Genomic DNA, 24,253 nt, shown 5'->3' on the forward strand with positions numbered 1-24,253 from the left:
TCGAATACCAACATCGCTACGTCGCTATATCTGACGTAAAACATTCTACCATAGATCCTGTCCGCAATTCATCTCACCGCCAAAGGTCGTACCGTTATGGCGGGAGCCTTCTTGCGGTTGAAGGTAAATGTTCGGTCGATTTGCCGTAGTATAAAGGTGGCAAGGCATATGCTGGAATTTCGGGTTCAAGCTTTTCCAGCGCCTTGCCCAAAACTCCGACACCGATAGCAGAATCGACAATTAGCGGTAAGTGGGGACCATGTTGCTCAATAGTCCCTACGGGTTGGATGATTACTACATTGGCTTTATCGGGCATCGCCTGGATTTCAGTCCAGGTAAGGTAGGGGAAAAAACGTGCTGGTGGAATGAAACCGTGCATCAAGGAATTTGAGATTTGAGATTTGAGATTTTATTTTACTCGTTTCCCGCTAAAAGAATACCTATTTAAACAACCGCCAAGAAGCCATAGACGCTTTCAGAGGCGCACCCGTTGGGTAGGACGCCAAGAAATAAGAGAGGAAGATGGTAAGTAAATTACAGCAGATTGCGAGTGAGTGAGGTACAGCATCAACCATCTCTGTACCAGATCGCTAGCGATGATTGCCCCTACCCTCAACGATCGCTACACCCACGATCTGTAGTAGGGGCACGGCATCAACAATCTCTGTACCCGATCAAAAGACTTTGCTGCCGTGCCCCAAAACCCCGCCAATCAATACTTGTGTGCTTGAGTTCCCCTCATGTACCTCATGGCGCTGCAATCGGCTATAAGGTCATAGGTGTTCCCTAAAATTGTATCGGCGATCGCTTGAATTTCGCCGCTCATATTTATCGCTTGTTTGGTCGTGCAATCTCAAAGGTGTTGAAGACTTGAAGGGGTCTTGCAAAACTACATTCAATCCCCATTTTACTGCTAAGCTAATTTCCTTTGCCAACTCGGTATTAGCTTTTTCCTGTTGTTTTTTCCACCCCTCCTCACTGGTAGCATAGAGAGTAGGCAAACGATTGAGAGCATAGGCAATTACCTGTGCTGGATTGATGTAATAAACCACTTTCTGCGACAGTTTCTCGAGTTGCCGTTCCACTTCTTGAGCTACTATCGGTTCTATAGCATTGCGATAAATTAGAGGTTCCATAGTTGTTGTAAATTTAGCTGCGAATAACAAGCGATCGCATTAACTCTATTTGTTTAGTTAAATGGATATTTTTCCAAATTTTTGCCTAAACCGCCATTCGATTCGTTTAAGATACACCATCGCCTCTGACGGTAACATATTCTTAGCGATCGTCATCAAGGGAAATCGGTATTACTCCCATAGTCTTTAATTTAGATATCTGTCAAAACTCAAAATTTTCGCCGGAACTGGAAATTGTTACAAAAATTTATATTAGCACTGCAAAGAAACCGGGTTTCCAGCTGGGATCTCTACTTACAAAGCGACGATTTTTCAAAGAAACCTATCAGCGCTGCAAAGAAACCGGGTTCCGATGAAAAAGGGCACGGCAAGCATAAAATATTCACTTGTACAAAATATTTCGCCCGCCGTGCCCCTACCCTCCAAACCGGGTCAAAATTATTGACAAATTGCCGCGAAATTTTGCCGCGAAACTCCGATAACTACTCATAAGACCCCATTTACCCCGTCACCCGACATCCAGTTATGAAATCAAGCGATAGGAGTCCAACGAGGGAAAGACAATTGCCAAAATGCTTCCAGAGAATTGCTTGGAGATGCAAATTACCTGATAGGGATAATCTGCACCAACGCCTGCAACAGCTTGTCGCCGAAGCGCGTTCTTACCCGCCAAAAAGCTGGCAGCGGCGGCAAAAAATCACCGAAATTGTCCGAAATATCGTCAAATCCGCCAAACTTTGCCAAGAAAACACCCCTTATTACAACGATGCACTGCAACAAACTTGGTTGTATTTACAGCGGCTTGCAGCCGCGTGAGGGAAAGCGTTATCGCTTCGTTTGTGTAGCGGCAGCATTAATGCTGCCGCTACACAAACCTTCGGTGTACCTCATCCGAGTGCAAACCGCTATATGCCGAAATTTGGATCGGTATGACCCTGCTAAAGGCAGCGTCATTACCTGGTTAGATAAATACTTGCGTTGGCGACTGCAAGATTGCCGAGAAGAGCAAAAGCAGGAACAAGACAGGACTGTTGTTAATTTTCCGATAACAGCAGAGGATACGATTGACCCTATCGATAATTTGCCAGCTTCTCCCGACATTCCGCTGATTTTGGCAGAAACTTACGAATGGGTGGCGACCGATCCAGATGGAGAGTTAAGCGCAACGCAAGTTAAAGGATATCCCCACGTGACTTGCCAGGTGATACTTCTGCGACGCCTGCCGCCAGAAATGACTTGGAAAGCGATTGCACAAGAATTTGGCGTACCCCTGTCCACCGTTGCCAATTTTTACAAGCGCGAATGTTTACCCCGCCTGCGAAAATTTGCTCAAGAACGGGGATATCTGGAATAGAAGTGAATAGAACCTTACCTGTTATGACTCCCACCATCAACCATATCTTAGAAAAATCTATCCCCCTGCCGATTACAACCGCAGCAGTGCGGATAGCGCGGCAGTTTGCCGACCAACAGCCAACCCCCGAAAAGCAACAACAGGTATATTTCAATACCTTGGCTGTCTGTGCAGTCCATGACTACATGCAAATGATGGATATTCCAACTGACTTGAAGGGTAGCGACAGTTGGAACCCAGCCATAGGAATTTATCACGATGCAGCCGACCTGAAATTGACTGGACTGGGAAAGTTGGAATGTCGTCCGATTCAAGCTGCCTGCTGGCAAAAATCAGGTCAGCCAATCTGCTATATTCCACCAGAAATGCCGGATGACAGAATTGGTATCGTAGTCGTTGCGATTGACGATTTGCGTCAAGAAGCCACCCTGTTGGGGTTTGTGGAAAAAACAGCAACGAGCGAACTATCTATCAACCAATTGCAAACGATTGATGACTTACTCGAATATCTGGAACGTCTGGAGTTGCCAATAGTAGCGCCAGTTCCAGCAGTTAACTTAAGTCAATGGTTCCAGCATATTTTTGCGGCAGGTTGGCAAAGTTTGGAAGCGCTTTTAAGCTCAAATGCTGCCAATTTAGCGCCGATGCTCAGAAAATCTGCTACTGTGAGACTCACAACCAACAATAAAACTTTCTCTGCTTCCAATCTGAAATGTTTTGAACAGAGAGATGCTACAAAATCCAGCATCAAAGCAGCCAAGTTGATCGATCTGGGAATTCAACTGGGAAATCAGTCCGTGGTCTTGCTAATGGCACTGACATCGGAGGAAAATGAAAAAGTGGGGATTAGCGTGCAGGTGCATCCAACTCAGGAAAAATATTTGCCCCCCAATCTGAAATTGGTGATGCTCTCTCAAACAGGGGAAACTGTTCAAGAAGTCGCATCGAGAAGTCAGGATAACTTCATTCAACTAAGGCGGTTTAAAACCCAACCGGGAACTTGCTTTAGCATCCAAGTGCATCTAGACGATCTCAACATAACAGAAGACTTTATGGTCTAACAAATGACTAAATTAGTCATCTTGAGCCTTGGACAGGGTAACTTGGAAAGTGGTTTTCCCAACGTCAGCGCCCGGATTTGGACGTCTGGCAACACTTGTCCTACGCAAGTTTCTGGCAGTTTACCAGCAGCACCAGAAATTGCAGAATGTTACAGACGTTGGCGGATTCTCTATGAGGAACTCTATCAACGTCTTTTTTGGCGAATTCCCAGTCCAAATAAAGATTTTGAAATCGATTCATCCGATGTGACTAATGTTTCTGAAGTCGAATTCAGCGAATTGTGCCAGCAGTTAAAAAATCTGCTCAATACTTGGTTGAATTCGACATATTTTGACCGCATTAAAACCAAATTATACCTGAAGTTAAAACCAGCTGACGAAATTCGCATAATTGTGGAAACCAAGGATAACCAGTTGCGGCAAATTCCCTGGCAGTTGTGGGATTTCTTGAAGGATTACCCGAAAGCTGAAATCGCCTTGAGTACGGTAAATTTTGAGCCACCACCCTATCGCACGCCTGCTGGAAAGGTGAGAATTTTAGCAATTTTTGGCAGTAGCGATGGTATTGATATTGAGATAGACCGCAAGTTGCTAGAAAAGTTACCGGGGGCGGAACTGGTTTGTCTGAATCAACCTCGACGCCGAGATTTAAATCGATATTTGTGGGATAAACAAGGCTGGGATATTCTCTTTTTTGCAGGACACAGTCAAACCGAGGGAGAAACGGGTTGGATTTATCTCAATCAAACTGAGAGATTAACAATTTCTCAGTTTAACAATGCTTTGAGAAATGCTATTGAACGGGGGTTGCAGCTAGCAATTTTTAACTCTTGCGATGGGTTGGGATTGGCAAATCAGTTGGCTGATTTGCAGATTCCGCAAACGATTGTGATGCGAGAACCAGTATCAGATGAGGTGGCGACGGCGTTTTTAGAGAATTTTTTAGCAGCTTTTGCGGGTGGCGAGTCTTTCTATTTAGCAGTAAGGGAAGCAAGGGAAAAATTAGAACCATTGGAGGATGAATTTGTTTGTGCTACTTGGTTGCCAGTTATTTGCCAGAATCCTGGTGTAGAACCGCCCACTTGGCAGCAGTTGCGCGGAATTGACTACCTCACACTTAAAACGGTTTTGATTGGTAGTGTGGTGGTCACTATTTTAGTGTTGGTGTTGCGACAGATGGGAATGCTTCAGTTATCGGAGTGGCAAGCGTTTGACCAAATGCTGAGACTGCGTCCGGATGAAGGGGTAGATGCGCGCCTGTTGGTAGTTGAAGCAACGGAAGAGGAAATTAATCGATATGGTTTTCCCTTGCCAGATGCGGTTTTAGCTCAAGTTGTAGATCGGTTGAAACCGCATCAACCGGCTATCATTGCTTTGGATATTTTTCGCGATCGCGCCAGAGAACCCGGTCACGCCGCCTTAGCCAAGCATTTTGACAAAAATAACCACCTGATCGGTCTTTGCAGCGCTAAGCAAGTCAGCAACCCCAATAAACCTGGAATTGCACCACCCCCTAGCCTGCCAAAAAACCGCTTGGGATTTAGCGATGTGGTGGTAGATCCGGATGGCATTCTCCGCCGCCATCTATTATTTAACGCTTGTTGCTAGTTATCTTTTTAGGGCCCAAGACAGGTTAATGGCTAATAGCTAATCGCTAATGGTAGAACCGAAAAATCTTCCCATCAGCAATTAGCAAGCTTGCAATTAGCTTCTGCTGTGCAACCCACGATAGTTATAACTAGCAACTTGGGTTATTTATGCAACCCCTCCGCAGCGATACTTGTGCCACAGAGCATTCTTTCAGTGCTAGAGTGGCACTGCATTACTTAACGCAAGTTGCTAGTTATAAACAAGGGCGTTGCTAATTGCTAATTGCTAATTGCTAATTGCTAATTGCTAATTGCTAATTGCTAATTGCTAATTGCTAATCTTGGATTTTTACCAATTTCGCCATTAGCCAGCCATTAGCCGCTCCCAGAGAGATAACTAGCAACTTGAGTTACTTAGCAAAAAAGGGCATCAAACCGCGCAATCTTTCCGGAGATAGAGTGCAACTGGGTAAAGCTATATTCACCCCTTTATAAACGAATTAATCGGCTTACAAAAAATTAGATAATCGCGGTTTTCAATTGCTACTAAATTACCGCAAACAGGTAGCAATGCGAGTCAAAATAACAGAGGTTTTGTCCGGTCGGTTGAATCCTGCTTGGGTGAAAAACCGAATTGTTTTAATCGGCATGAATGCTTCAGTTTCTGCCGATGATTTTTCCACACCTTACAGTACCAGTTATTGGCCTTACCAGAAAATGCCGGGGGTTCTAGTGCAGGCGCAAATGGTGAGTCAAATTCTGGCTGCTGTTTTGGATGGAAGACCTTTGTTATGGGTGTGGAATGGGTGGGGCGAAATGTTCTGGATTTGGGGTTGGTCAACGATCGGGGGTTTAATCGCTTGGAAGGTTCGTAGATTACCCGATTTGGTAATAGCTGCTTCTGTAACTGTTGGTATTTTGTATGGAGCCTGCTTTGTTTTTTTAACCCAAGGGGGATGGGTACCGCTCGTTCCTTCAGTGTTGGCATTAGTGACGACTGGAGGGGGTGCGAGCGCATACATTGCCGATCAACAGCGACAAAAACAAGGGAGAGCAGGATGGGATGAGCGATCGCCAACTGCTATCGAGCCAGATATCACTTAATTTATTCCTGGCTTTGACAATTGTTCAGCCTTTGTCTATTGGTGCAAAATCTCAGAACAATCAACTTCTGCTACCAGGGACGGGCAGGATGCCCATCCCACAAGAAAAATCAACGCTAGAATACAACCCGCCACAGCGAGGGGCACCTGGCGATCGCAAAGACGCAGGTACATACAACCACCCGCCGTTACCGACGAGGCTAGAATACGACCCGCCACAGCGAGGGGCACCAGACGAGCGCAGCGACGCCGGTAGCCGGGGATCGGAGGATTTGTTGGCTCTAGTTCCTGTGAATCAATATGGATGGACGACTGCTGAATATCCCACTTTTTGGTTTTATCTGAAGCGTCAAACTTCCTCAACCAGCACTATCAAATTAGAGCTAATCGACGAGCATCATAAAGTAGTTTATCAAATCACTTTGGCGCTGACTCAAAGAGAAGGAATTATGCATATTACTCTCCCGAAAACAGCGCCTCGATTGGAAATTGGCAAGCAATATCAATGGGTTCTTTCCTCTGGGGAAATGGGCAATGAAATGCACGCTGGTGGGTGGATCGAACGAGTGGCATTGACACCCGAATTGGCGAGTCAATTGCAGCAAGCTAAGCCAAGGGAACGGGTGCTTATTTTTGCTAAAAATGGCTTTTGGTACGAGACTATTACCGAACTGGCTGCACTCCGCCGTGCCAATCCCCAAGACACTCAACTTGCTGATGACTGGGTTGCTTTATTGCAAGATCCGGATGTTAGTTTAACCGAGATAATCTCCCAGCTTCTTGTGCCTTGTTGCACGCCTTAATTCTAGATAACGCAAGTTGGTAATTGCTAATTGCTAATTGCTAATTGCTAATTTAGCATCGCCAGAGGAGGCGGCAGCCCACTTCATCTCGTTCCCAGGCAAGAGCCTGGGAACGAGATGCGGGAGGCAGAGCCTCCCCAGGGGATGTTGGTTATTTTGATGTAATAAGTTATATCATTTCCAGTGGTATCGGTAGTGTATGGATGGCTAATTGCCAGCTGGCTAATTGCTCGCAATTCAATTGCCTCCAGAGCAGCCATTAGCGATTAGCTATTAGCAATTACACAACCGTTGCCCAGGGACATGATATTAGTCATTTCCCTAGTGGCATCTGGCATTTTACCTCAACATGGAAATTAGTATGACCAGTAATCTTTGTTCAAAAAGCCAAGCATACTCCTGCATCATTTCATCATAAAGTAGTAAGGGATTGGGTTCAAATTTGTTGATTTGACGATAGGATATCGCTTGCCAGTTTAGCCCTAATTTATTGCTAATTTCGATAAAGTTTGTGGGTGAAACGGGTTTGCCATTGAAATAGCTGGTCACGGTGGAACGAGAAACGCCTACTGCCTCAGCTAAATCTATTTGGCGAGGAAAGCGACGATATAGAGTCTGCTTCACTGTTTGAATATGCTCTGGAGACACTCGGATTCCTGGTGTTCTTGCCATAGTGTTTAGCAGTTCCTTAAAAAGCTCCTTGTCGGGTAATCAATACCCAGATGGTTTTGAGAATCAACCACAGGTCATACCAAAGACTCCACCGCTTTTGGTAACGCAAATCTAATGTAACAATTTGTTCAAAATCCTTGACAACAGAACGACCGTTGACTTGCCATTCGCCTGTTATACCGGGTTTAACATTTAACCTGAGCCAATGGCGATCGCTATAATAAATAACTTCATCCAAGCTGGGCGGACGAGTGCCAACTAAACTCATGTTTCCGATTAAAACATTCCAAAACTGCGGCAGTTCATCCAGACTGGTGCGGCGCAAAAAACGACCAACTCTCGTGATACGCGGGTCATTCTTATGCTTAAAGATTGCTCCCTTGGATTCGTTTTTAATTTCAGATTTCAAGGCGTCGGCATTCTTGACCATTGTGCGAAATTTATAAATGGTAAAGCGACGCCCTCTCAGTCCGCAGCGCTTTTGCTGGTAGATTATAGAACCAGGGCTATCTAGTTTGATGGCAATGGCAATGGGGATAAATAATATGGCTAAAATTACCATTCCTACGATACTGCCTACGATGTCTAACCCCCGTTTAAAAATGGAGCGAGTCGAGGGGTGGGGTGTGGGAAATAATCGGGAAGGTGATGAGGGGAAAAGAGTTGGTTTAATTGTTGTAATTGTGAGCATATTTTAGGAACCACGAAGACGCAAAGAACGCGAAGAGAAGATTGGTGTAGATGTGGGGAGTAAGGGCGATCGCCTATTCTGGGCATGTGATGCGATCGCGAAGCGTGAATCAATTATTTGATGCTGCTATCCTGGGAAAGCTGTTGCTGTTTACGTTTCAGCAGAAAACCAGCGCCGAATGTACCAAACACCAATAAACCCAAGGCAGAACCAGGTTCGGGAACACTTTCAGGTGGCGTTGCACTAGAAATGGTGGCGGCAAGACTTGTGCTGTCGGAGTAAAAATTCCCGTTACCATAGCCAACAGCGAAGTCAATCGTGTCACCAGCATTAACGAACAAAGTGTTTGTAAATAACTTGGCACTAGAAGCACCGAAGCCGTTAACCAAGTCGTTGAACAGCGAAATGCCATTGTGAAGAACATGAACATCCGTTGTTGTTGGTCCAACAAAATCCGCTCCGGCAAACTTTGTTGCAAGTGAGTAGGTTCCGTCTTCAGGCGCAGTCCAGCGAACGATGCTATATTGCCCATTGAAGCCAGGATGAAACGTCAGCCCTGGTTCAAGAGTAACTGTACTAACATTGATTGGGCTGCCAGTGTTGTTGTTCACTACAGTAGGAGCGCTGAAGTAAGTGATTGAAGGATCTCGCCACCCTACGAAGCCAGCGTCGTTAGTAAAATTGGGGTACAGGTTGAAGGTAGACCCCAGAGATGACGACCAACCATATTGCCAAACACCATTAGGATTATTGGTTGTAGAAAAATCAGCAGCAGCATTGAAAGTGGCGGCGAGACTTGGACTAGCAGCGAAACCAATAATCACAGCTGCTGTCATCATCATTTTGGATGTTTGGAAAAAAGACATGCAAAATCCTCCTTGCAATTCTTCAAAAGCAATAGAAACGATTGCTGCTTGTAAAGATGAGCTAATCTGTTCAATGGGCGATCGCATGAATGAGGGGAAGATGCACTAAATTTGAGCAATGCGCGATCGCTTCTACTTTATATATCTGCCAATTTTTCCCAGGAGCTGGAAATTGTTACAAAAGTTCATATTAGGGAGGCGATCGGATCGCGCAGGGGAGTAAGTGCGATCGCATATTATTTGTATGTGGTGCGATCGCGAAGCGTGTATCAATTATTTGAGACTGTTACCTGGCGCTTGCTGGAAAGCGTTTCAATAGGAAACCAGCACCGAAAACACCAAAAGCTAATAAACCCAACGCAGAAGTGGGTTCAGGGACAGATTGAGATTCACCAGCAGTAACTTGATTAAAGGTGAAATCGTCGAAAGCGGCAGTACCATTCCCAGTAATTTTGACAGAATGAATTCCTGCCGCAGAAATGCTCAGAGTAGATGGATCTTGTGCCGAAAAACTTCCCAACAAATTCCCGTTTACTCCAAATGCTTCAATTAATAGCGATTTCGTCGGGTCAGGCCACCTGTCTGGCTTAATAGAGACAAAGTTGGTTACTGCCTTTATAGCAGGGTTTGATGGCATAAAAAAGCTAGCAAAAATTGGCTCTGAATAGCTTAATATGCCATTCTTGATTGCTCCAATTCCATTGCTTCCACTCACTGCATGACCGAATCCTAAATTAACAAGAGCTACCCCAGAATTGCCAGAACTGTCTGAGCTGAAGCTAACGCCTGATGACGCTAAAAACTGATTCGATATACGTGCCTGTGAAGGAACTGGATTCCCTGCATAAAAAGTCATTGCCCCACTCAGGTTATCAAAATTTATAGTGATAGCGAGGCTGGGACTAGCGGCAAAACCAAGCATGGCAGATGCCATTAATATAACTTTGGATGTTGGGAAACGAGACATGAAAAATCCTCCTTGTAATTCTTCAACAACTGGCATTAATGCAGCGAGTCAGCGCCAGCGCAATTTTTTGCCACAGATTGATGATGCGATCGCGAAGCGTGAATAAATCACTTGAAACTGCTACCCTGTACTTGCTGTGGCTGTTTACGTTTCAGCAGCGAACCTGCACCTAGCGCACCAAATGCCAATAAACCTAACGCAGAATTAGGTTCAGGAATAGATTTAGATTCACCAGGTTTAGAAGTACCGTACTCGACGTAATAGCCTTGACGTGCAAAACCCGTCCAGTCATTCCACTTACCAGGAATTGGTCTGTAGTCTATATGAGCATAATCTTCATTTCCAAGATTGTTAGGTTCGCCAAAACTCCAGTTTGAGTACGCACCGCCAACTGCCGATCCACCCGCTCCATTTTCTCCCCCTGACCAAAATATTGTTCCGGCTTCTGGTCCTGTTACCCATTTCCAAGTTCCTTCCTGTTCTGCATCGCTAGCACCAATCCACCCCCAAGCGTCAAAATTAGTCCAAGCCCCAGGAGGAACAGGGGGATTTGGAAAATTAGGCAGGATTAAGTTCGAGACAATAAAGTCAATTTAGACTTGAGAAGTAATTGTCGTTAGATAACCTTGGAGGCCATTGAAAACCCTTGTTTCAGCAGCAGATTTTGCCTCGTTCCAAGTGAAACGACCAGGGACAAACTCATAGTAGTGTCCTGTAGCTGGATTAAACAAAACAGCCGCTTGTACGTTTTTGGGTATTAAAAACACTAGCGTCAAGGGTAGGGCGGCTAAAACTAAACCCCGATTTAACATGGAAAGAAACCGTTGCTTAAGCTTTGTGGATTTTTTTAAGCAAGACATACGCAAAATCCTCCTTGTGATTCTGAAGGAGCAAGAGAAACAACTCATGCTTTTGAAGATGAGCTAATCTTGATCAACTAGCGATCGCATGAATGAGGAGAAGATGCACTAAATTTCACCAGCGATCGCTCGCTTCTACTTTAGATATCTGCCAATTTTTCCCAGGAGCTGGAAATTGTTACAAAAGTTTATATTAGTTACGATACCCAAGCGGGGTGTGGCATGTTGGGTTTCACTATCGTTCAACCCAACCTACATTTTTAGCCTAGATTTAAAACCCGCGCCGGCGGGTTTTGTTTGTGTAGAGCCACCCTTGAGGGCTTGTCGTTACTTTCCCTTTCAGCCCGCCAGGGATTTCAATCCCTGGCTGATAGCGAAAGTCCACGTCATGGACTAAAGAAATCTTTCGAGTCCATGACGTGGACTTTGGCTATTAGCCCTGCAATTTATTGCAGGGCGGGTTTTATGGGTAGTGACAAGGCTGTGACTACCACGGGTTACCAATTAACGTAAATGCTGCCCAATAGTAAGGATGAGCAAAGTCTGTATCTGCGGTTTCGGGCAATTCTACAGTTGTTCCATCCCAAAGGCGCAATTTTCCCGCTGCTACCCGCACCTTTTCTTCTATTAAAGCAATTTGCGCTTGTCTGAGCGCTTCAGCTCGAATTGGCGCTGTTTGTAAGTGCTGGTAAAATGCTGCCATTAGTCCCAGGGTACCCTTATCGTTGGCACGCCACAAACTTGCCAGCGCCGATTTTACTCCCGCTTCCACTCCCAATCCAGCAAATCCTAATTCTGCTTGTTCGTCTCCTAACGCTGTTTGACAAGCAGAAAGTACTAACAATTCCACAGGTGGATTATTCCACTTTAACTGGCGCATTTGCGGCAGCAGCAAGCGAGTATCCCACAGTTGAATGTAAGAATTATCGGGATTGCCTGCCTGAAATCTGGCATGGGTTGCTAAATGGACAATTTCAAACTCTTGCTGATGGCGCTGTAGGTTGAGATTATTCAGGGTAAAACTTTCATTTAAAAGTCGGCGATTTTGCCCTATTTTAGCAGTAATGTTCGCTAATTCAACGGGAACAAAGGGCAAAGGTTCTTGTTCGCGAAATCTTGCCGCACCCATGCCTAAAATTCTGGCTTTTTGGAGATTGATGTAGCGAGGTTGGGTTAAGCTGAAACTGGGAATTAAAGCGAGACTGTATTGCTCGATGAAGAATTTTTGTCCATCGTGAAGTGCGGCGAAGGGGAGCGATCGCAAACTCGCATCTGGTACGAACATGATATTGGTAATGCCTTGCGATCGCAGCGTCGATTGAATCGGCGCAATTAAAAGATCGTACAGTTTTTGAGCGGATGTTAAATAACTGGTGGTGCGGGTTTTATAAGGATTTGTGACTTCACCGCGAAATTCGCTTGCTAGTGCTAGCACTTGTTGGCGCATCGCGTTGGGAATTAGCACGCGAATGGGTTCGCTAGTTCCCGTCACCAGTATAAGTTCGATTGGGTCGTTGGGAGAGCGATCGCACAAAGGTTGCGGTAATTCTAAATTATTTTCCCTACCTAACCAAGACTCCCGCGCCGGACAAATTAAAGCTGCATTTTCTCTCAAATTGCGGCGACTAAATACTATGTATAGCACCGCCGATTTTATTCTCGTTTCTCGTTCCGTTTGTCGCAACCGCTGCTGAATATTTTCTAAAGTAACGATAGGCGTAACAGCAGGTTGACCAAAGTAAGCTTCAAATTCCCGCGTCAACACCTGTTCAATTGCAGCGACAGAAGCATCAATTTCTACAGGAACAGTATCGCTAGTTTCTGATTGAATTGGGGGATTTTTTTGGCTATGAAGCAACTCAGTATCGTCTACCTGTGCGCTAGGTTGCGGTTGCGGTTGCGGTTGTGGTTGCGGTTGCGGTTGCGGTTGTGGTTGCGGTTGCGGTTGTGGAGTTACGCTATCAGTAACTAAACCAATATTGCCCAAACTAAAAGCACGTGGAAAAGATTCCCCTGGAAACAGAGTAAATGCTCCCGTAGTAATTGCAGCTTGCGTCCCATTCGGTGTCAAACTTCCGATTACAAATGGTTGAATGGGAGCTGTTTCGTCTCCGCCAACGTGGCGAATTGTAATCGAACCTCCCCCTAAATTACCCGCTGTAGAAATACTCGCGGTTCCTGTTGGGGAAAAAGAAGTGGAAAATGAACCAGTAGCGCGGAAAAAACCGCCTGTAGACTCAATAAAAACATCTCCGCCTCTCCCATTTGTTCCGCCTTGGGTGTTAATGAAACTTACTTCAATATCTCCAATCGGATCTAAGTTAACGTTACCCCCATTTCCGATAGTTGCGCTAGAGTTAATTTCGCCAGTGGTAATTGCGGTTTGAGCTTGAACGATAATATTACCGCCGCTGGTAATTCCAGATGAATTCAGGTTACCAGTAGTAATGGTTCCCGTTTGGGAGGTTAGGGTAATATTTCCTCCTCTATTTGTTGTGGAATTAGAGTTGAGGTTGCTACTATTAATGTTAGCAGGTGTGGTGAGAGCGATCTCGCCTCCATCCCCCGTATTAGAACTAGCATTAATTATCCCCGCCGTGGTATTAATTTGCCCTTGTTGACTGGTGATTCTAATCGCGCGACCAGGATTAACAATACTGCCTGTAGTAATATTTCCCTGCGCTGTTAAGGTAATCGTGGCATTATCAGCACCTCTAATAATTCCCCCTGTATAAGTAATAGAACCAAGAGTTTGTAACGTCACCGGGTCTTGAAACGTCGCGTCCCCTGTTAGAGTTATCCTCCCGCTTCCATCCATCCTTCCAATAGTAATCGCTCGAAAACCATTTCCCAGCAAACTTATCTCTGTACTGGTTAACTCTAGAACGTTATTGTTCCCACTATCTGTCCCTCCCACTTGAATTTCTTGGTTAACCGTTGAGGGTTCAATTCTTAAATCTCCCGTGCCTGAAACAGTACCATAAAAATTAATTTCATCCCCAATTAGGTTCAAGATTCCAGCACCGCCATTGATATTGCCGCTAATGCTAGCTACGGGAGTAAAATTAAATTTATCTGCTTCATTTCCTCCAGTTAAGTTTTGGAATTGACTGAAACTCAGCGTCCCATTGTACGTGCCGCTATTATTTCCGGCGATATTCCAATTGTTAGGTGTATCTCTGCCAATCAGCGTACTCGTCGCGTTGTTCGTTCCAATGATATTTTCAATACTGGTAGCTGTCAAAGCCTGTAAATTGACGACTAAATTCCTGGTAAAATTAGCATAATTTAAGGTATCTGTTCCACTGCTGCCATCAATCGTGCCGTTCCAGTTAATCCCATCATTAAAAACAAATTCATCGTTAAGGTTGCCCCCAACCAGACGTTGAAAGTTGCTAAAATTGAGATTGTTATTAAACCTGCCGCTATTATTTCCTGCAATCGTCCAAGTATTGTTATTGTTATTGCCAATTATGGTGCTGGTGGCATTCGTCGTTCCAATAATGTTGTTAATATTGAGGTTGTTGATTCCTATTGCGTTTAAGTCTACTGTTACAGGAGCAGTAAAAGCAGAATAATCAAGGGTATTTATCCCCTGATTTCCATCGATAATTCCGCCCCTGGTTACTCCGTTATCAAAGATAAAGTTATCATTTAATCTTCCCCCAATCAAACGTTGAAATTTGCGGAAATTGAGAACATAATTGAGCCGCCCGCTGTTGCTGGTTGCGATATTCTAAGTATTGTTAAAATCGGGAGCAATTAAGGTAATGGTAGCATTGTTTGTGCCAACTATTGTTTCAATAATGACGGCATTTAACGTAGATAAATCTATAGTTACAGGAATCGTAAACGCTGAATAATCTAGCGTATCATTTCCGATATTACCATCAATTAAACCACTCCAATTCATGGGATTTCGGCAAATAAAATTATCATCTAACAGTTTGCCAATCAGATTTTGAAATTGAATGAAATTCAGCGTATTATTTAGCGTAACCCCGTTCGTTATTGCGAGGTTCCAAGTGTTGTTTGTATTGCCGCCAATCAGAGTGCTAGTTGCATTAGTTGTACCAATAACCAGTTCAATACCAGTTGCTCCTAGAGCAGATATATCTACAGTTAAGGCAGTTGTAAAGGCAGAATAATCTAAGGTATCCGTTCCCGTGTTGCCAGCAATGGTTCCGCCCCAGTTCACGCCATCATTGAAAACGAAATTATCATCCAGCGTGCCACCGACAAGATTTTGAAAGTTCCTAAAGCTGAGGGTATTGTTAACCGTGCCGCTGTTCGTTCCTGTGAGGTTCCAAGTATTATTTGTATTGCTACCAATCAGAGTGCTAGTCGCGTTCGTTGTGCCAATAACGGTTTCAATGCCAGTTGCTCCCAAAGCAGCTAAGTCTACAGTTAAGTTGCTGGTAAAATTAGAATAATTGAGGGTATCGGTTCCCCTATTGCCATCGATGGTTCCTTGCCAATTCGCCCCATCATTGAAAACAAAATTATCATCCAGGGTTCCACCCCTGAGATTTTCAATATTGTTGAAAGTAAAACCGTTTGGATAACCGCCGATACTGCCTGAGTTGCTACCTGTAATTGTCCAATCTGCGTTGCGGTTAGAACCTACTAAAGTTGCACCGCCTGCAATATTCACTGGAATGTTGAATGCAGCAGTAGGGTCGATTGCAATCGTGCCAGTGTTGTCAGAACTGCCAATAATAATTTGAGAGAAACCATTTTGGAGAGTCGCAAGTTCAGAGTTATCAAGATTTAAGTCATTGCGATCAAAATTTCCGCCGTAATGCCCAAACTGGGGTTGAGGGGTTGCAATCGGATTGTGCCAGTGCCTCTAATTTGAGTGTTGCTACCGAGGTTAATTTCATCAGCTTTTAGAGTAATATTGCCGCTGCCAGGAGTTGGGTTAATATTAATGCCATTGAGTGCAATTTCATTGCTAGTGAGATTAATACCACCGCTGGTAGATTGAATGGTGCTGCCAGTATAGACAAAAATCAAACCAGTGGCAGTGAGATTGATGACACCACTGGTAGATTGAATCCTGCTACCAGTGATGAAAATGTCACTATTGCCAGCGAGTGTTATAGCACCAGTGGTAGATTGGATGCTGCTGCCATTATTGATGAAAATGACATCAGAGTTATTGATAGTTATGGCACCAGTTGTAGATTGGATGCTACTGCCAACATTGAGGAACATGCCACCAGTGCCACTAAGCGTTATTGCACCATTATTAACGATCAACTGACTATCGTCGCCAATTGTCAGACGACCACCACCGTCGCTGACATTAAACCTAATATTTCCATTCCCTGTAGCAGTTAGTCGGGTGGCACCATTGAGCAAAATGCCATGTCCAGCAGGATTGCCAGTGCCGTTGATCGTAATATTCCCATTTTCAACCGTGAACTGACTACCCGTAATAAAAACGCCAGGATTGCTACCACTACTGCCATTGAATGTAATATTTCCATTCCCTGTAACAGCGATCCGACTGTTATCAAAAGATCCACCAATTGTGTTAGCAGAGTTAGCTGTAGTTGTAATTGTAAAATTTCCCCCACCTGTATTAATGGCAGTACCCGTCTGGATATGCATTACAGGAAATGAATTGGGATTACTACCCCTCCCCCTTGCTGTTAAGTTGATATCCCCGCCAGCAGAATTTAGAGTGGGATTATTAAAAATGGCGAGGCGGTTATTTCCATTGAAAACAAGATTCAATGGTGCGCTACCTGCTGTCCCCTGAATTGGTTGCAAAATGGCAATATCGTTATCAGCATTTAACGTCAGCGTTCTCTCACTTATTAGATTAAAAGTTAGCGGCGCATTCAGGGTAATGTCTCCAGCTTGCGTGCCAGTATTTCCAGTTGAAATAGTAACATCGCCGAAATTGAGTGCAGTTGTAATCAAATCAACTCCCAACTCGGCATTATTACCAGATGATTGAAAAGGGGAAGTTGTGTTGATGTTGGTGTTGCCACTACCTGCAACAATGGTGATATTAGCAGGATCGATTAGCCATTCGCCGCCTAAACCTGCTGGTGCGCCTACATTGGGGACTGTGGTAATGGTAAGCGATCGCATCCCACTCGTCTCGATAAATCCCCCATTCCCGGATTGCACCCCACCCCGTGCGGTCAGCGTACCGTAAACTTGAGCAGTATCTTGTGCAAAAACAATTATTTGCCCCCCATTTCCCCGTTGCCAAGCATCAGCAGAAACAACAGAATCGGGACTAATAAATGTATATTGAGCATTAGGAAGAGGGCCAATTCCAGAACGATTACCGCCGATGAAAATATTACCGCCACCATTTGCACCAGAAGCATTAATATTGGCATCAATAACGGCAATTCGCGCGCCTAAAATATTAACTTCTCCTCCAACTGCCTGCTGATTGCTACTAGAAACACTTCCAGAAACAATCGCGGTTCCTGCTTGATTTGGTAGGTCAATACCCGAACCCGTCAGAACAACTTGCCCTTGTTCGTTCACCGAAATAGCATTCGCATTACCCAGATTACCGCCAGTCAATAATTGAGGCAACGACAGCGGTCTTATTCCTGTTTCACTCTCTGATATCAGCGGCAATTCTATACTTAACAAATGTCCCGCTTGAGAAATGCGGATAACATTTCTCCCCGGAATTGCGGCAACGGTAATTCTGCCTCCCGGTGCTTCTAATGTGCCGAGATTGATTGCATTCCCACCCAGTAAGGTTAAACTTTCTCCCTTCTTGACGGCTAAATTACCAAAATTAACAATACTTCCAGAATTGAGAGTATCAAACCTAAATTCGTTCGGCGTACCAACCAAAACTGACCAATTATTTTCCCCAACCGCATTGAACCAATTATTGTTACCAAAACCGATACCCGTGGAGGTGGTTGCAGTAAAGGCAGCAGGTACGTTTAACTGAGCATTAGCACCAAAAATAATTCCTGCTGGATTCATTAAATATAAGTTAGAATTGCCACCCAACACCTGAATCAGTCCGTTAATTAAGGACGCTTCCCCGCCATTGATGCGTCCGATAATATTGCGGATGTTCGGATTAGATAGAAAATTGGCAATTTGACCTTCTGATAAGCCGAATTTTTCAAAGCTGTGAAACAGATTTGCCCCATCTCCGGATAATTGTCCCCCCTGGATGTTAAATTCGTTGCGGTTTGGGATAACTTGCGTGTTAGTTCCGTCTGCTGCTGGCACAATAGATTGAGCAAAAGCGCTGGGAGAATTAATCTGAGGGATGAATCCGATTAATCCTGTTACAGTTAAGCAGGCTAGCGTCGATTTGAGGGGAATTGGGTGTAGCATCAGAGTAACCTCCCACGCAACCATTGCTAGATTCGTATTGGGCGCCAGACTATCCGGAGAAGTGCTTTTTATTGAGATCTTGCACCTTTCGCATTAGCCTGCCAGGGAATAAATTCCCACAGCGAGCCGCGAAAGTCGGTTAAAATCGACTGGTTTGATTGCATTTAGTCGGTTTTAACCGACTTTCGCTATTAGCCCGGAAATTTATTTCCGGGCGGGTTGGGAGACTGATGCAAGATCTGAATTTTATCCAGACAAAGCAGCCGCGTGATGGCGGATATGGTCTTCCATAAACGTGGCGATAAAGTAATAACTATGGTCGTAACCTGCTTGCATTCGCAAGCTTAGTGTCTGTCCGACTTTTGCACAAGCTTCCTCGAATAATTCTGGTAGCAATTGGTTAGAAAGAAACTTATCTTCGATGCCTTGGTCGATCAGAATGGGACGATTATATTGTGCAGTTAATACTAATTCGCTGGCATCGTATGCACGCCAAGTTTCTGTATCATATCCAAGATAATTCGTAAATGCTTTTTGACCCCAAGGACAGCGCATCGGTGCAACAATAGGAGCAAATGCAGAAACAGATAGATAGCGTTCCGGGTTTTTCAACGCACAAATGAGCGCCCCATGCCCCCCCATTGAATGACCAAAAATACTTTGTTTTTCTGGAATTGCTGGGAAATGTTCGGCAATAATAGTAGGCAATTCATCAACTACATAGCTGTACATTTGATAGTGCGATTTCCAAGGTTCAACCGTAGCATCGACGTAAAAACCTGCCCCCGTGCCAAAATCCCAGTCGTCATCTTCCCCCGGAATTCCATTATTGCGAGGACTGGTATCTGGAACGACTAACATTAATCCATATTTGGCTGCAAATTGTTGCGCCCCTGCCTTTACTATAAAGTTTTCTTCGGTACAGGTTAAACCTGAGAGAAAATATAAAACCGGCACTGATTTTGATTTTGCCTGGGGTGGTAGATACACGACGAATTTCATTTTGCTATTACAGGCAGAGGAATGATGGCTATAGAAAGCAACAGTTCCACCAAAACAAGTATGTTTGCTGACTAGATTGGGAGATGCAGACATAAGTTAATTGCTAATGGGTAATGGGTGATTGGTACTTCTCGGTTAACATCCGTCACCTTTACAGCGGATTGCAAGCGAGTAAAGTACAGCCAAAAGGCTGAGTTTGTCAAGCGCGCAGCATTAATGCTGCGCGCTTGACAAACTCAGATGTACCTCATCCGGCTGCAAACCGCTATAAGGGTGCGGCTACACAGACCAAAGCTGCCTACGCAGCCTCATAAAACCTCCGCAAGTGTGGAAACCCAGTAGCTTTAGCTCTGGGAGGAAACACGAGCAATAGCCCCTAAAGGCGCAGTCGTATCATCTCACTCTTCAAACTTTTTCACCTGCTTGTCGCGGGTCTTCATCAGGCGGATGCCAACCCCCACGCACCCACAAACGACGAGCTTTAACAATAGAGCCTTCATTGTGACGTTCATCATTGAGATCTAGACGATTACCAGTGGCTCTACCAGTAGGAGTAATGCCGATAATTTTTAAACCATCTGCTGTCCAAATAAAATGATCTGACCACTTTTGCTGACGCGGATTAAACAGGGGGATAATTTCCTGGGTTTGCGGATCGATTCCAGTGATGAAGTTAGAGCGATATCCGTTACAACGCTGGCACGCTAGAGCTAGGTTATCCGGGTCATCCGCGCCACCAATCGACTGGGGAACGATCCGATCGATAGCGAACTTGGCTGCACTGGCTTCTTCTAAGAAATGACAGTATTCGCAAAGGGATTTTGCTCTCTTTCTTACCAGTTTTTTAGTTGCATCACTCAGTGTCATGATTCAGCAATTATTTTGGCATTCAGTAAGGTAAAAATCCGGTCAAGTTCCAAGATTCCTGCCAGTTCAGCCTCTTCTACTAGAGTCAGCAATCCAGCTTTTTTATTCTCAGAAAGTTCATCTAAACGAAACTGGATATCGTCGGTAAATTTGAACAGATTTAGATGCCTAACTTTGCTGATTTTGATTCCAGACTCTACCCAGGACGAGGGGTGAACCATTACTTGAGCAAACATGGTTTTGTCTTGGTAGGTTTAGCATAATGGTAGTATTATAACATGCCAAATTGTTGAGTTTTGCGAGCGCACTCAATCTAACGGTTGGGTAGGGCACGGCACGAGCAACATTCTGGTCTACTACCAAGATATCCAGGTTGCCGTGCCCCTACACCCACGATCCCAGTCGCCGATTACTCCGCCGTGAAGGGATTTGTTCCTGCTCAAAACTAATGGGATAGACCCGTAGGTGTTTTGGCAAAATTTTCCTGACGAAAAGCCATCAAAAATGGTCGTTCTAATTCCCCAAATTCTCGCGTTTTTGTCTTAACTTCTGCAATAATTTCTGAATCGCTTCTCTGATAACCTCTGGCTGATCTACCCAAACAAAATGACCGCTGCGAGTTGCTTGTATTTGGGTACAATCTGTTGAGAGTTTGAGCAATTCGACGTGCATTTTGTCTCGCAGTTGATTCGCCGCTGCAATTGGCATGTAAAAATTCCAAATTGACCGCTTAAAAAATGTACTAGATTTAATACTAACAATCGGAATATCGCCCAAATTACTTACCTGATGAACTTGCTTAGCACTTGTCTCTAAATTCCACATTTCCCGCCACATCGTTATCCAGTGTTGTGACTGGTAAAAATACCGCTTGATTTTTTGTCTAGTTGCTGATGGAAATTGACCCAGTTCTTTTTTGATAAATTCAAACATTCCCACCATTCCCAAAAGCCGGATTAAACCCAGCGTTGACCCCAGCATTGACATCGCAAATCCGGACATAAAAAATAATTGTAGTAGTCTCAGATTCAAGGACATATTTAACATCGCTGCTTCATGCAACCCATCTGTGAGAACAATTCCTACAACTTTTTCCGGAAACTGACTCGCATAAAGCCGCACGTTATAACTGCCAAAAGAGTTACCGACCAAAATGTAAGGCGGCGCTATCCCTGCTTTAACAAGCATTGCATCTAATTCTTGGACAATCTGTTTGCTGGAACGGTTTTTTGGACTGGAATCGCTCCATCCATATCCCGCTCGGTCATAAATACAAACCTTTGTGATTTGAGCAATTTCTTCGATTAATAAGTAACCCTCTATTCCACCCAAACTATGGTCGAGGATAACGGTTGGATTTCCTTCTCCTCGCGAGTATAGGTGCAGTTTGTAACCCCCCATGTCAATCAGTTGACCGGGGGGTTTATGCCTGCGATTCTCAATCCAAGTAGCGAGGTGGTGATAACTTGTTGTTGCTAACAAAAACAACAAGTCGATGGAAATCGACATATATAGACCTATGCGCGTCTGTTTTCGCTCAATTTGCGGGCAGGCGGGACGCCTACCCCACAAGAAAAAAACCGCTTGTGGGATGGGCATCCTGTTTGTCTGTTTTCGCTCAATTTGCGGGCAGGCGGGACTACCCCACAAGAAAAAAACCGCTTGTGGGATGGGCATCCTGTTTGTCCCAATGACTTTTGCAACAACCCTAATCTTTTTGATGCGAGCAATCAAAATGTTAAAACGCTGCGAATTGATTCGCCGTGCATTAAATCAAATGCTTCGTTGACCTTTTCGATCTGCATTACTTGAGTAATCAAGCTATCGATATCAATCTTGCCGTTCATGAACCAATCGACAATTTTAGGCACGTCGGTGCGACCTTTTGCCCCTCCAAAAGCGCTGCCTTTCCAAACTCGCCCGGTGACTAATTGAAACGGACGGGTACTAATTTCTTGTCCTGCACCTGCTACCCCGATAATGACGCTCGTTCCCCAACCTTTGTGGCAGCATTCTAATGCTTGTCGCATCACGTTAATGTTGCCGATGCATTCAAAACTGTAATCTGCTCCCCCTTTTGTTAATTCCACGAGGTAAGCAACTAAATCTCCTGCCACTTCTTTGGGATTAACAAAGTGTGTCATGCCGAATTTTTCGGCTAATTCGCGCTTGGCTGGGTTGATATCTACTCCCACAATCATATTAGCGCCTACCATCTTTGCGCCTTGAATTACGTTTAAACCCACCCCGCCTAAACCGAAGACAACGACATTAGATCCTGCTTCAACTTTGGCGGTATTGACAACTGCACCCAGTCCAGTTGTAACGCCGCAACCTATTAAACAAACTTTCTCAAATGGGGCATCTTCGCGAATTTTGGCGACGGAAATTTCGGGTAATACGGTATAGTTGGCAAACGTTGAAGTTCCCATGTAGTGAAGGAGTTTCTGCCCATTTAGTGAGAATCGACTCGTACCATCGGGCATCACACCCCGCCCTTGGGTTACCCGAATCGCTTGACAGAGGTTGGTTTTGCCGCTGAGACAGTATTCGCAGTTGCGGCATTCTGGGATGTAAAGGGGAATAACATGGTCGCCCACTTTGACTGACTTTACTCCCGCCCCTACTTCTACGACTACACCCGCGCCTTCATGCCCCAGGATAGCGGGAAACAGTCCTTCTGGGTCGGCACCGGAGAGGGTAAATGCATCGGTATGGCACACGCCAGTTGCTTTTATTTCTACCAGTACTTCCCCTTCTTTGGGGCCTTCTAGCTGTACGGTTTCGATGCTTAGGGGTTTGCCTGCTTCAAAGGCGACTGCTGCTTTAACGTCCATCTTGCTCTCTCGTAGCCGATTTTTTGAGGGTTTGTATAGATTATCATGCGATCGCTATCCAGAAGACTAGCAGGATCTCTATTGCTGGGGATAGATAACCTGTGCTTTGGAGAGGATTTCTTGGCAGCCATACCTGATGGCTACCGATTTTGTGTTTATTGGTAGCTATCGAGGAGGCGCTGAATTAATACAGGGGAAGCACGAAAATTTGTTTGCTGAAGTTGGGCGATCGCTTCTGGAAAATTGATCAAGCCTTGAGCAGCTGCTTCATCTAAAATACCTAGTACGCCGATAATGCGGATTCCTAGATTTGTGGCAGCACGTCTTCCAGCTCTTTCATCAATTATAAGTAAGTCTGCAAGGCATTCTTGAGCCAGGGTGATGGCAGCTTGTTCACCTGGATTGAGGTTGCTGAGAGTTGCATCCGGTGTGCTGGTGACTGGCTGAACGATTAGCCATTCAGGTGCATTGGCGATCCATTGCTGAAGTTGGATCGGTGCCCCCGGATCTGCGAGTTCATCCCTTACTATTTCGGGAATGATGACTTGAGCATACATTTGGGGCAGTAAGTCTAGTTGGTTAATTAGCAGTAGGTAAAGAATAGGGGAAGTATCGGAAATAACAATCATGAGGTGATGGCTTGTTTCCCTCTCAACTGGCGCAGGGTTTCGCGATCGCTTTCCAAGTCTTCTTCGTTGTAATGTAGGTAAGCATGGTGGGCTTTGAGGAAGGCATCGACTGCCCAACGGGAGGGTAAATTGAGGATTTGTCCCACCTGAAAATGAGTTATGCGCTCGGTGCGGTAGGCTTCGATGACTAGGAGTTCGAGTAGGTAACGCTGCAACTCCTCTGGTGTTTCGGTAAGTTGCTGGGCAATGTTGTCGGGAATATCAAGGGTAATTTTCATAGTGGCTTTCCTCCTACTTATGATCTTAATTGCCTGGAAGTAGTTGGTTGCGATCGCCTCTGAGTCCTCCTAGTAGCGCCAGCGCCAATCCCATACAGTCGCTTACGAACTATGGTAGTGCTAATCCCCTAGCGCTGAAACGCTACTACGAACAATCGCGAGCGCTACCTGCAATGATAAAAACAGGGAAAAAGACTTAA

Annotated in this window: 24 protein-coding genes and 1 pseudogene; 6 read left to right on the top strand and 19 right to left on the bottom strand. The window is 44.8% G+C overall.

Translation table 11 applies throughout. The annotated features are described in order from the left end of the window. Window positions 1-127 precede the first annotated feature (127 nt). Both MiSe_RS28460 and MiSe_RS28465 read right to left on the bottom strand, forming a co-directional pair. Window positions 128-379 (bottom strand): annotated as a pseudogene (locus MiSe_RS28460) (creatininase family protein); the annotation flags it as partial. Window positions 380-773: 394 nt separating this feature from the next. Next, entirely contained in the window at window positions 774-1,136 is a 363-nt protein-coding gene (locus MiSe_RS28465; protein ID WP_226586827.1) for a late competence development ComFB family protein, read from the bottom strand. Between the two features lie 525 nt (window positions 1,137-1,661). On the opposite strand from MiSe_RS28465, the gene MiSe_RS28470 reads away from it, so the two are divergent. The 6 genes from MiSe_RS28470 to MiSe_RS28495 all read left to right on the top strand — a co-directional run bounded on the left by MiSe_RS28470 (window position 1,662) and on the right by MiSe_RS28495 (window position 7,046). Further along, a complete protein-coding gene (locus tag MiSe_RS28470; protein ID WP_226586829.1) occupies window positions 1,662-1,952 on the top strand; it encodes a hypothetical protein in 291 nt (96 codons plus the stop codon). Beyond that, a complete protein-coding gene (locus MiSe_RS28475; RefSeq protein ID WP_226586831.1) occupies window positions 1,903-2,490 on the top strand; it encodes a hypothetical protein in 588 nt (195 codons plus the stop codon). Before MiSe_RS28470 ends, MiSe_RS28475 begins: the two co-directional genes overlap by 50 nt. Before the next feature lie 2 nt (window positions 2,491-2,492). After that, window positions 2,493-3,551, top strand: coding sequence for a DUF1822 family protein (locus tag MiSe_RS28480; protein ID WP_226586832.1), 1,059 nt, complete (start codon window positions 2,493-2,495; stop codon window positions 3,549-3,551). A 3-nt stretch (window positions 3,552-3,554) separates the two neighbouring features. Continuing rightward, the gene (locus tag MiSe_RS28485) at window positions 3,555-5,159 is read left to right on the top strand and encodes a CHASE2 domain-containing protein (protein ID WP_226586834.1); all 1,605 of its coding nucleotides are present in this window, start codon (window positions 3,555-3,557) and stop codon (window positions 5,157-5,159) included. A gap of 521 nt (window positions 5,160-5,680) precedes the next feature. Next, window positions 5,681-6,244 (top strand): CHASE2 domain-containing protein, encoded by a 564-nt coding sequence (locus tag MiSe_RS28490; protein ID WP_226586836.1) that lies wholly within the window; start codon window positions 5,681-5,683, stop codon window positions 6,242-6,244. Beyond that, window positions 6,204-7,046: a DUF928 domain-containing protein gene (locus MiSe_RS28495; RefSeq protein ID WP_226586839.1), complete on the top strand. Its 843-nt coding sequence runs from the start codon at window positions 6,204-6,206 to the stop codon at window positions 7,044-7,046. The genes MiSe_RS28490 and MiSe_RS28495 overlap by 41 nt, the downstream gene beginning before the upstream one ends. A gap of 83 nt (window positions 7,047-7,129) precedes the next feature. On the opposite strand, the gene MiSe_RS28500 is transcribed toward MiSe_RS28495, so the two are convergent. The 17 genes from MiSe_RS28500 to MiSe_RS28580 all read right to left on the bottom strand — a co-directional run bounded on the left by MiSe_RS28500 (window position 7,130) and on the right by MiSe_RS28580 (window position 24,053). Beyond that, on the bottom strand, window positions 7,130-7,306 hold the full coding sequence (locus MiSe_RS28500; protein WP_226586841.1) for a hypothetical protein: 177 nt from the start codon (window positions 7,304-7,306) through the stop codon (window positions 7,130-7,132). A gap of 79 nt (window positions 7,307-7,385) precedes the next feature. Further along, a complete protein-coding gene (locus MiSe_RS28505; RefSeq protein ID WP_226586846.1) occupies window positions 7,386-7,718 on the bottom strand; it encodes a helix-turn-helix domain-containing protein in 333 nt (110 codons plus the stop codon). A 16-nt stretch (window positions 7,719-7,734) separates the two neighbouring features. Then, window positions 7,735-8,409 (bottom strand): sugar transferase, encoded by a 675-nt coding sequence (locus MiSe_RS28510; RefSeq protein WP_226586848.1) that lies wholly within the window; start codon window positions 8,407-8,409, stop codon window positions 7,735-7,737. A gap of 113 nt (window positions 8,410-8,522) precedes the next feature. Further along, window positions 8,523-9,275, bottom strand: a complete 753-nt coding sequence (locus MiSe_RS28515; RefSeq protein ID WP_226586850.1) for a PEP-CTERM sorting domain-containing protein — start codon at window positions 9,273-9,275, stop codon at window positions 8,523-8,525. Between the two features lie 286 nt (window positions 9,276-9,561). Next, window positions 9,562-10,242 (bottom strand): PEP-CTERM sorting domain-containing protein, encoded by a 681-nt coding sequence (locus MiSe_RS28520; protein WP_226586852.1) that lies wholly within the window; start codon window positions 10,240-10,242, stop codon window positions 9,562-9,564. 107 nt (window positions 10,243-10,349) lie between these two features. Further along, entirely contained in the window at window positions 10,350-10,835 is a 486-nt protein-coding gene (locus MiSe_RS52970) for a PEP-CTERM sorting domain-containing protein (RefSeq protein WP_373872889.1), read from the bottom strand. Further along, window positions 10,836-11,102, bottom strand: coding sequence for a C-type lectin-like domain-containing protein (locus MiSe_RS28530; protein WP_226586854.1), 267 nt, complete (start codon window positions 11,100-11,102; stop codon window positions 10,836-10,838). 487 nt (window positions 11,103-11,589) lie between these two features. Beyond that, the gene (locus tag MiSe_RS28535) at window positions 11,590-14,775 is read right to left on the bottom strand and encodes a CHAT domain-containing protein (protein ID WP_226586856.1); all 3,186 of its coding nucleotides are present in this window, start codon (window positions 14,773-14,775) and stop codon (window positions 11,590-11,592) included. Window positions 14,776-14,838: 63 nt separating this feature from the next. Then, the gene (locus MiSe_RS28540) at window positions 14,839-15,756 is read right to left on the bottom strand and encodes a hypothetical protein (RefSeq protein ID WP_226586858.1); all 918 of its coding nucleotides are present in this window, start codon (window positions 15,754-15,756) and stop codon (window positions 14,839-14,841) included. Between the two features lie 116 nt (window positions 15,757-15,872). Further along, complete coding sequence (locus MiSe_RS28545; RefSeq protein WP_226586859.1) at window positions 15,873-18,440, bottom strand: two-partner secretion domain-containing protein; 2,568 nt, start codon at window positions 18,438-18,440, stop codon at window positions 15,873-15,875. A gap of 246 nt (window positions 18,441-18,686) precedes the next feature. Continuing rightward, window positions 18,687-19,535: an S-formylglutathione hydrolase gene (fghA, locus tag MiSe_RS28550; RefSeq protein ID WP_226586861.1), complete on the bottom strand. Its 849-nt coding sequence runs from the start codon at window positions 19,533-19,535 to the stop codon at window positions 18,687-18,689. A gap of 312 nt (window positions 19,536-19,847) precedes the next feature. After that, the gene (locus tag MiSe_RS28555; protein WP_226586863.1) at window positions 19,848-20,309 is read right to left on the bottom strand and encodes an HNH endonuclease; all 462 of its coding nucleotides are present in this window, start codon (window positions 20,307-20,309) and stop codon (window positions 19,848-19,850) included. Continuing rightward, window positions 20,306-20,545 carry a hypothetical protein gene (locus MiSe_RS28560; protein WP_226586865.1) on the bottom strand — a complete coding sequence of 80 codons (240 nt, stop codon included), beginning with the start codon at window positions 20,543-20,545 and terminating at the stop codon, window positions 20,306-20,308. Before MiSe_RS28560 ends, MiSe_RS28555 begins: the two co-directional genes overlap by 4 nt. Window positions 20,546-20,822: 277 nt before the next feature. Then, on the bottom strand, window positions 20,823-21,986 hold the full coding sequence (locus MiSe_RS28565; RefSeq protein WP_226586866.1) for an alpha/beta fold hydrolase: 1,164 nt from the start codon (window positions 21,984-21,986) through the stop codon (window positions 20,823-20,825). A 53-nt stretch (window positions 21,987-22,039) separates the two neighbouring features. Further along, the gene (locus tag MiSe_RS28570; protein ID WP_226586868.1) at window positions 22,040-23,146 is read right to left on the bottom strand and encodes an S-(hydroxymethyl)glutathione dehydrogenase/class III alcohol dehydrogenase; all 1,107 of its coding nucleotides are present in this window, start codon (window positions 23,144-23,146) and stop codon (window positions 22,040-22,042) included. 155 nt (window positions 23,147-23,301) lie between these two features. Then, a complete protein-coding gene (locus MiSe_RS28575; RefSeq protein ID WP_226586869.1) occupies window positions 23,302-23,775 on the bottom strand; it encodes a PIN domain-containing protein in 474 nt (157 codons plus the stop codon). Then, on the bottom strand, window positions 23,772-24,053 hold the full coding sequence (locus MiSe_RS28580; protein WP_226586870.1) for a UPF0175 family protein: 282 nt from the start codon (window positions 24,051-24,053) through the stop codon (window positions 23,772-23,774). The genes MiSe_RS28575 and MiSe_RS28580 overlap by 4 nt, the downstream gene beginning before the upstream one ends. Between the last annotated feature and the right edge of the window lie 200 nt (window positions 24,054-24,253).

The organism is Microseira wollei NIES-4236 (assembly GCF_020521235.1).
Lineage (GTDB): Bacteria > Cyanobacteriota > Cyanobacteriia > Cyanobacteriales > Aerosakkonemataceae > Microseira > Microseira wollei.

Coding starts and splice junctions, on each gene's coding strand:
- MiSe_RS28465 (WP_226586827.1), bottom strand. CDS start 1,136: ATGGAACCTCTAATTTATCGCAATGCTATAGAACCGATAGTAGCTCAA.
- MiSe_RS28470 (WP_226586829.1), top strand. CDS start 1,662: ATGAAATCAAGCGATAGGAGTCCAACGAGGGAAAGACAATTGCCAAAA.
- MiSe_RS28475 (WP_226586831.1), top strand. CDS start 1,903: ATGCACTGCAACAAACTTGGTTGTATTTACAGCGGCTTGCAGCCGCGT.
- MiSe_RS28485 (WP_226586834.1), top strand. CDS start 3,555: ATGACTAAATTAGTCATCTTGAGCCTTGGACAGGGTAACTTGGAAAGT.
- MiSe_RS28495 (WP_226586839.1), top strand. CDS start 6,204: ATGAGCGATCGCCAACTGCTATCGAGCCAGATATCACTTAATTTATTC.
- MiSe_RS28500 (WP_226586841.1), bottom strand. CDS start 7,306: ATGGCTGCTCTGGAGGCAATTGAATTGCGAGCAATTAGCCAGCTGGCA.
- MiSe_RS28505 (WP_226586846.1), bottom strand. CDS start 7,718: ATGGCAAGAACACCAGGAATCCGAGTGTCTCCAGAGCATATTCAAACA.
- MiSe_RS28510 (WP_226586848.1), bottom strand. CDS start 8,409: ATGCTCACAATTACAACAATTAAACCAACTCTTTTCCCCTCATCACCT.
- MiSe_RS28515 (WP_226586850.1), bottom strand. CDS start 9,275: ATGTCTTTTTTCCAAACATCCAAAATGATGATGACAGCAGCTGTGATT.
- MiSe_RS28520 (WP_226586852.1), bottom strand. CDS start 10,242: ATGTCTCGTTTCCCAACATCCAAAGTTATATTAATGGCATCTGCCATG.
- MiSe_RS28530 (WP_226586854.1), bottom strand. CDS start 11,102: ATGTCTTGCTTAAAAAAATCCACAAAGCTTAAGCAACGGTTTCTTTCC.
- MiSe_RS28545 (WP_226586859.1), bottom strand. CDS start 18,440: ATGCTACACCCAATTCCCCTCAAATCGACGCTAGCCTGCTTAACTGTA.
- fghA (WP_226586861.1), bottom strand. CDS start 19,535: ATGTCTGCATCTCCCAATCTAGTCAGCAAACATACTTGTTTTGGTGGA.
- MiSe_RS28555 (WP_226586863.1), bottom strand. CDS start 20,309: ATGACACTGAGTGATGCAACTAAAAAACTGGTAAGAAAGAGAGCAAAA.
- MiSe_RS28560 (WP_226586865.1), bottom strand. CDS start 20,545: ATGTTTGCTCAAGTAATGGTTCACCCCTCGTCCTGGGTAGAGTCTGGA.
- MiSe_RS28565 (WP_226586866.1), bottom strand. CDS start 21,986: ATGCCCATCCCACAAGCGGTTTTTTTCTTGTGGGGTAGTCCCGCCTGC.
- MiSe_RS28570 (WP_226586868.1), bottom strand. CDS start 23,146: ATGGACGTTAAAGCAGCAGTCGCCTTTGAAGCAGGCAAACCCCTAAGC.
- MiSe_RS28575 (WP_226586869.1), bottom strand. CDS start 23,775: ATGATTGTTATTTCCGATACTTCCCCTATTCTTTACCTACTGCTAATT.
- MiSe_RS28580 (WP_226586870.1), bottom strand. CDS start 24,053: ATGAAAATTACCCTTGATATTCCCGACAACATTGCCCAGCAACTTACC.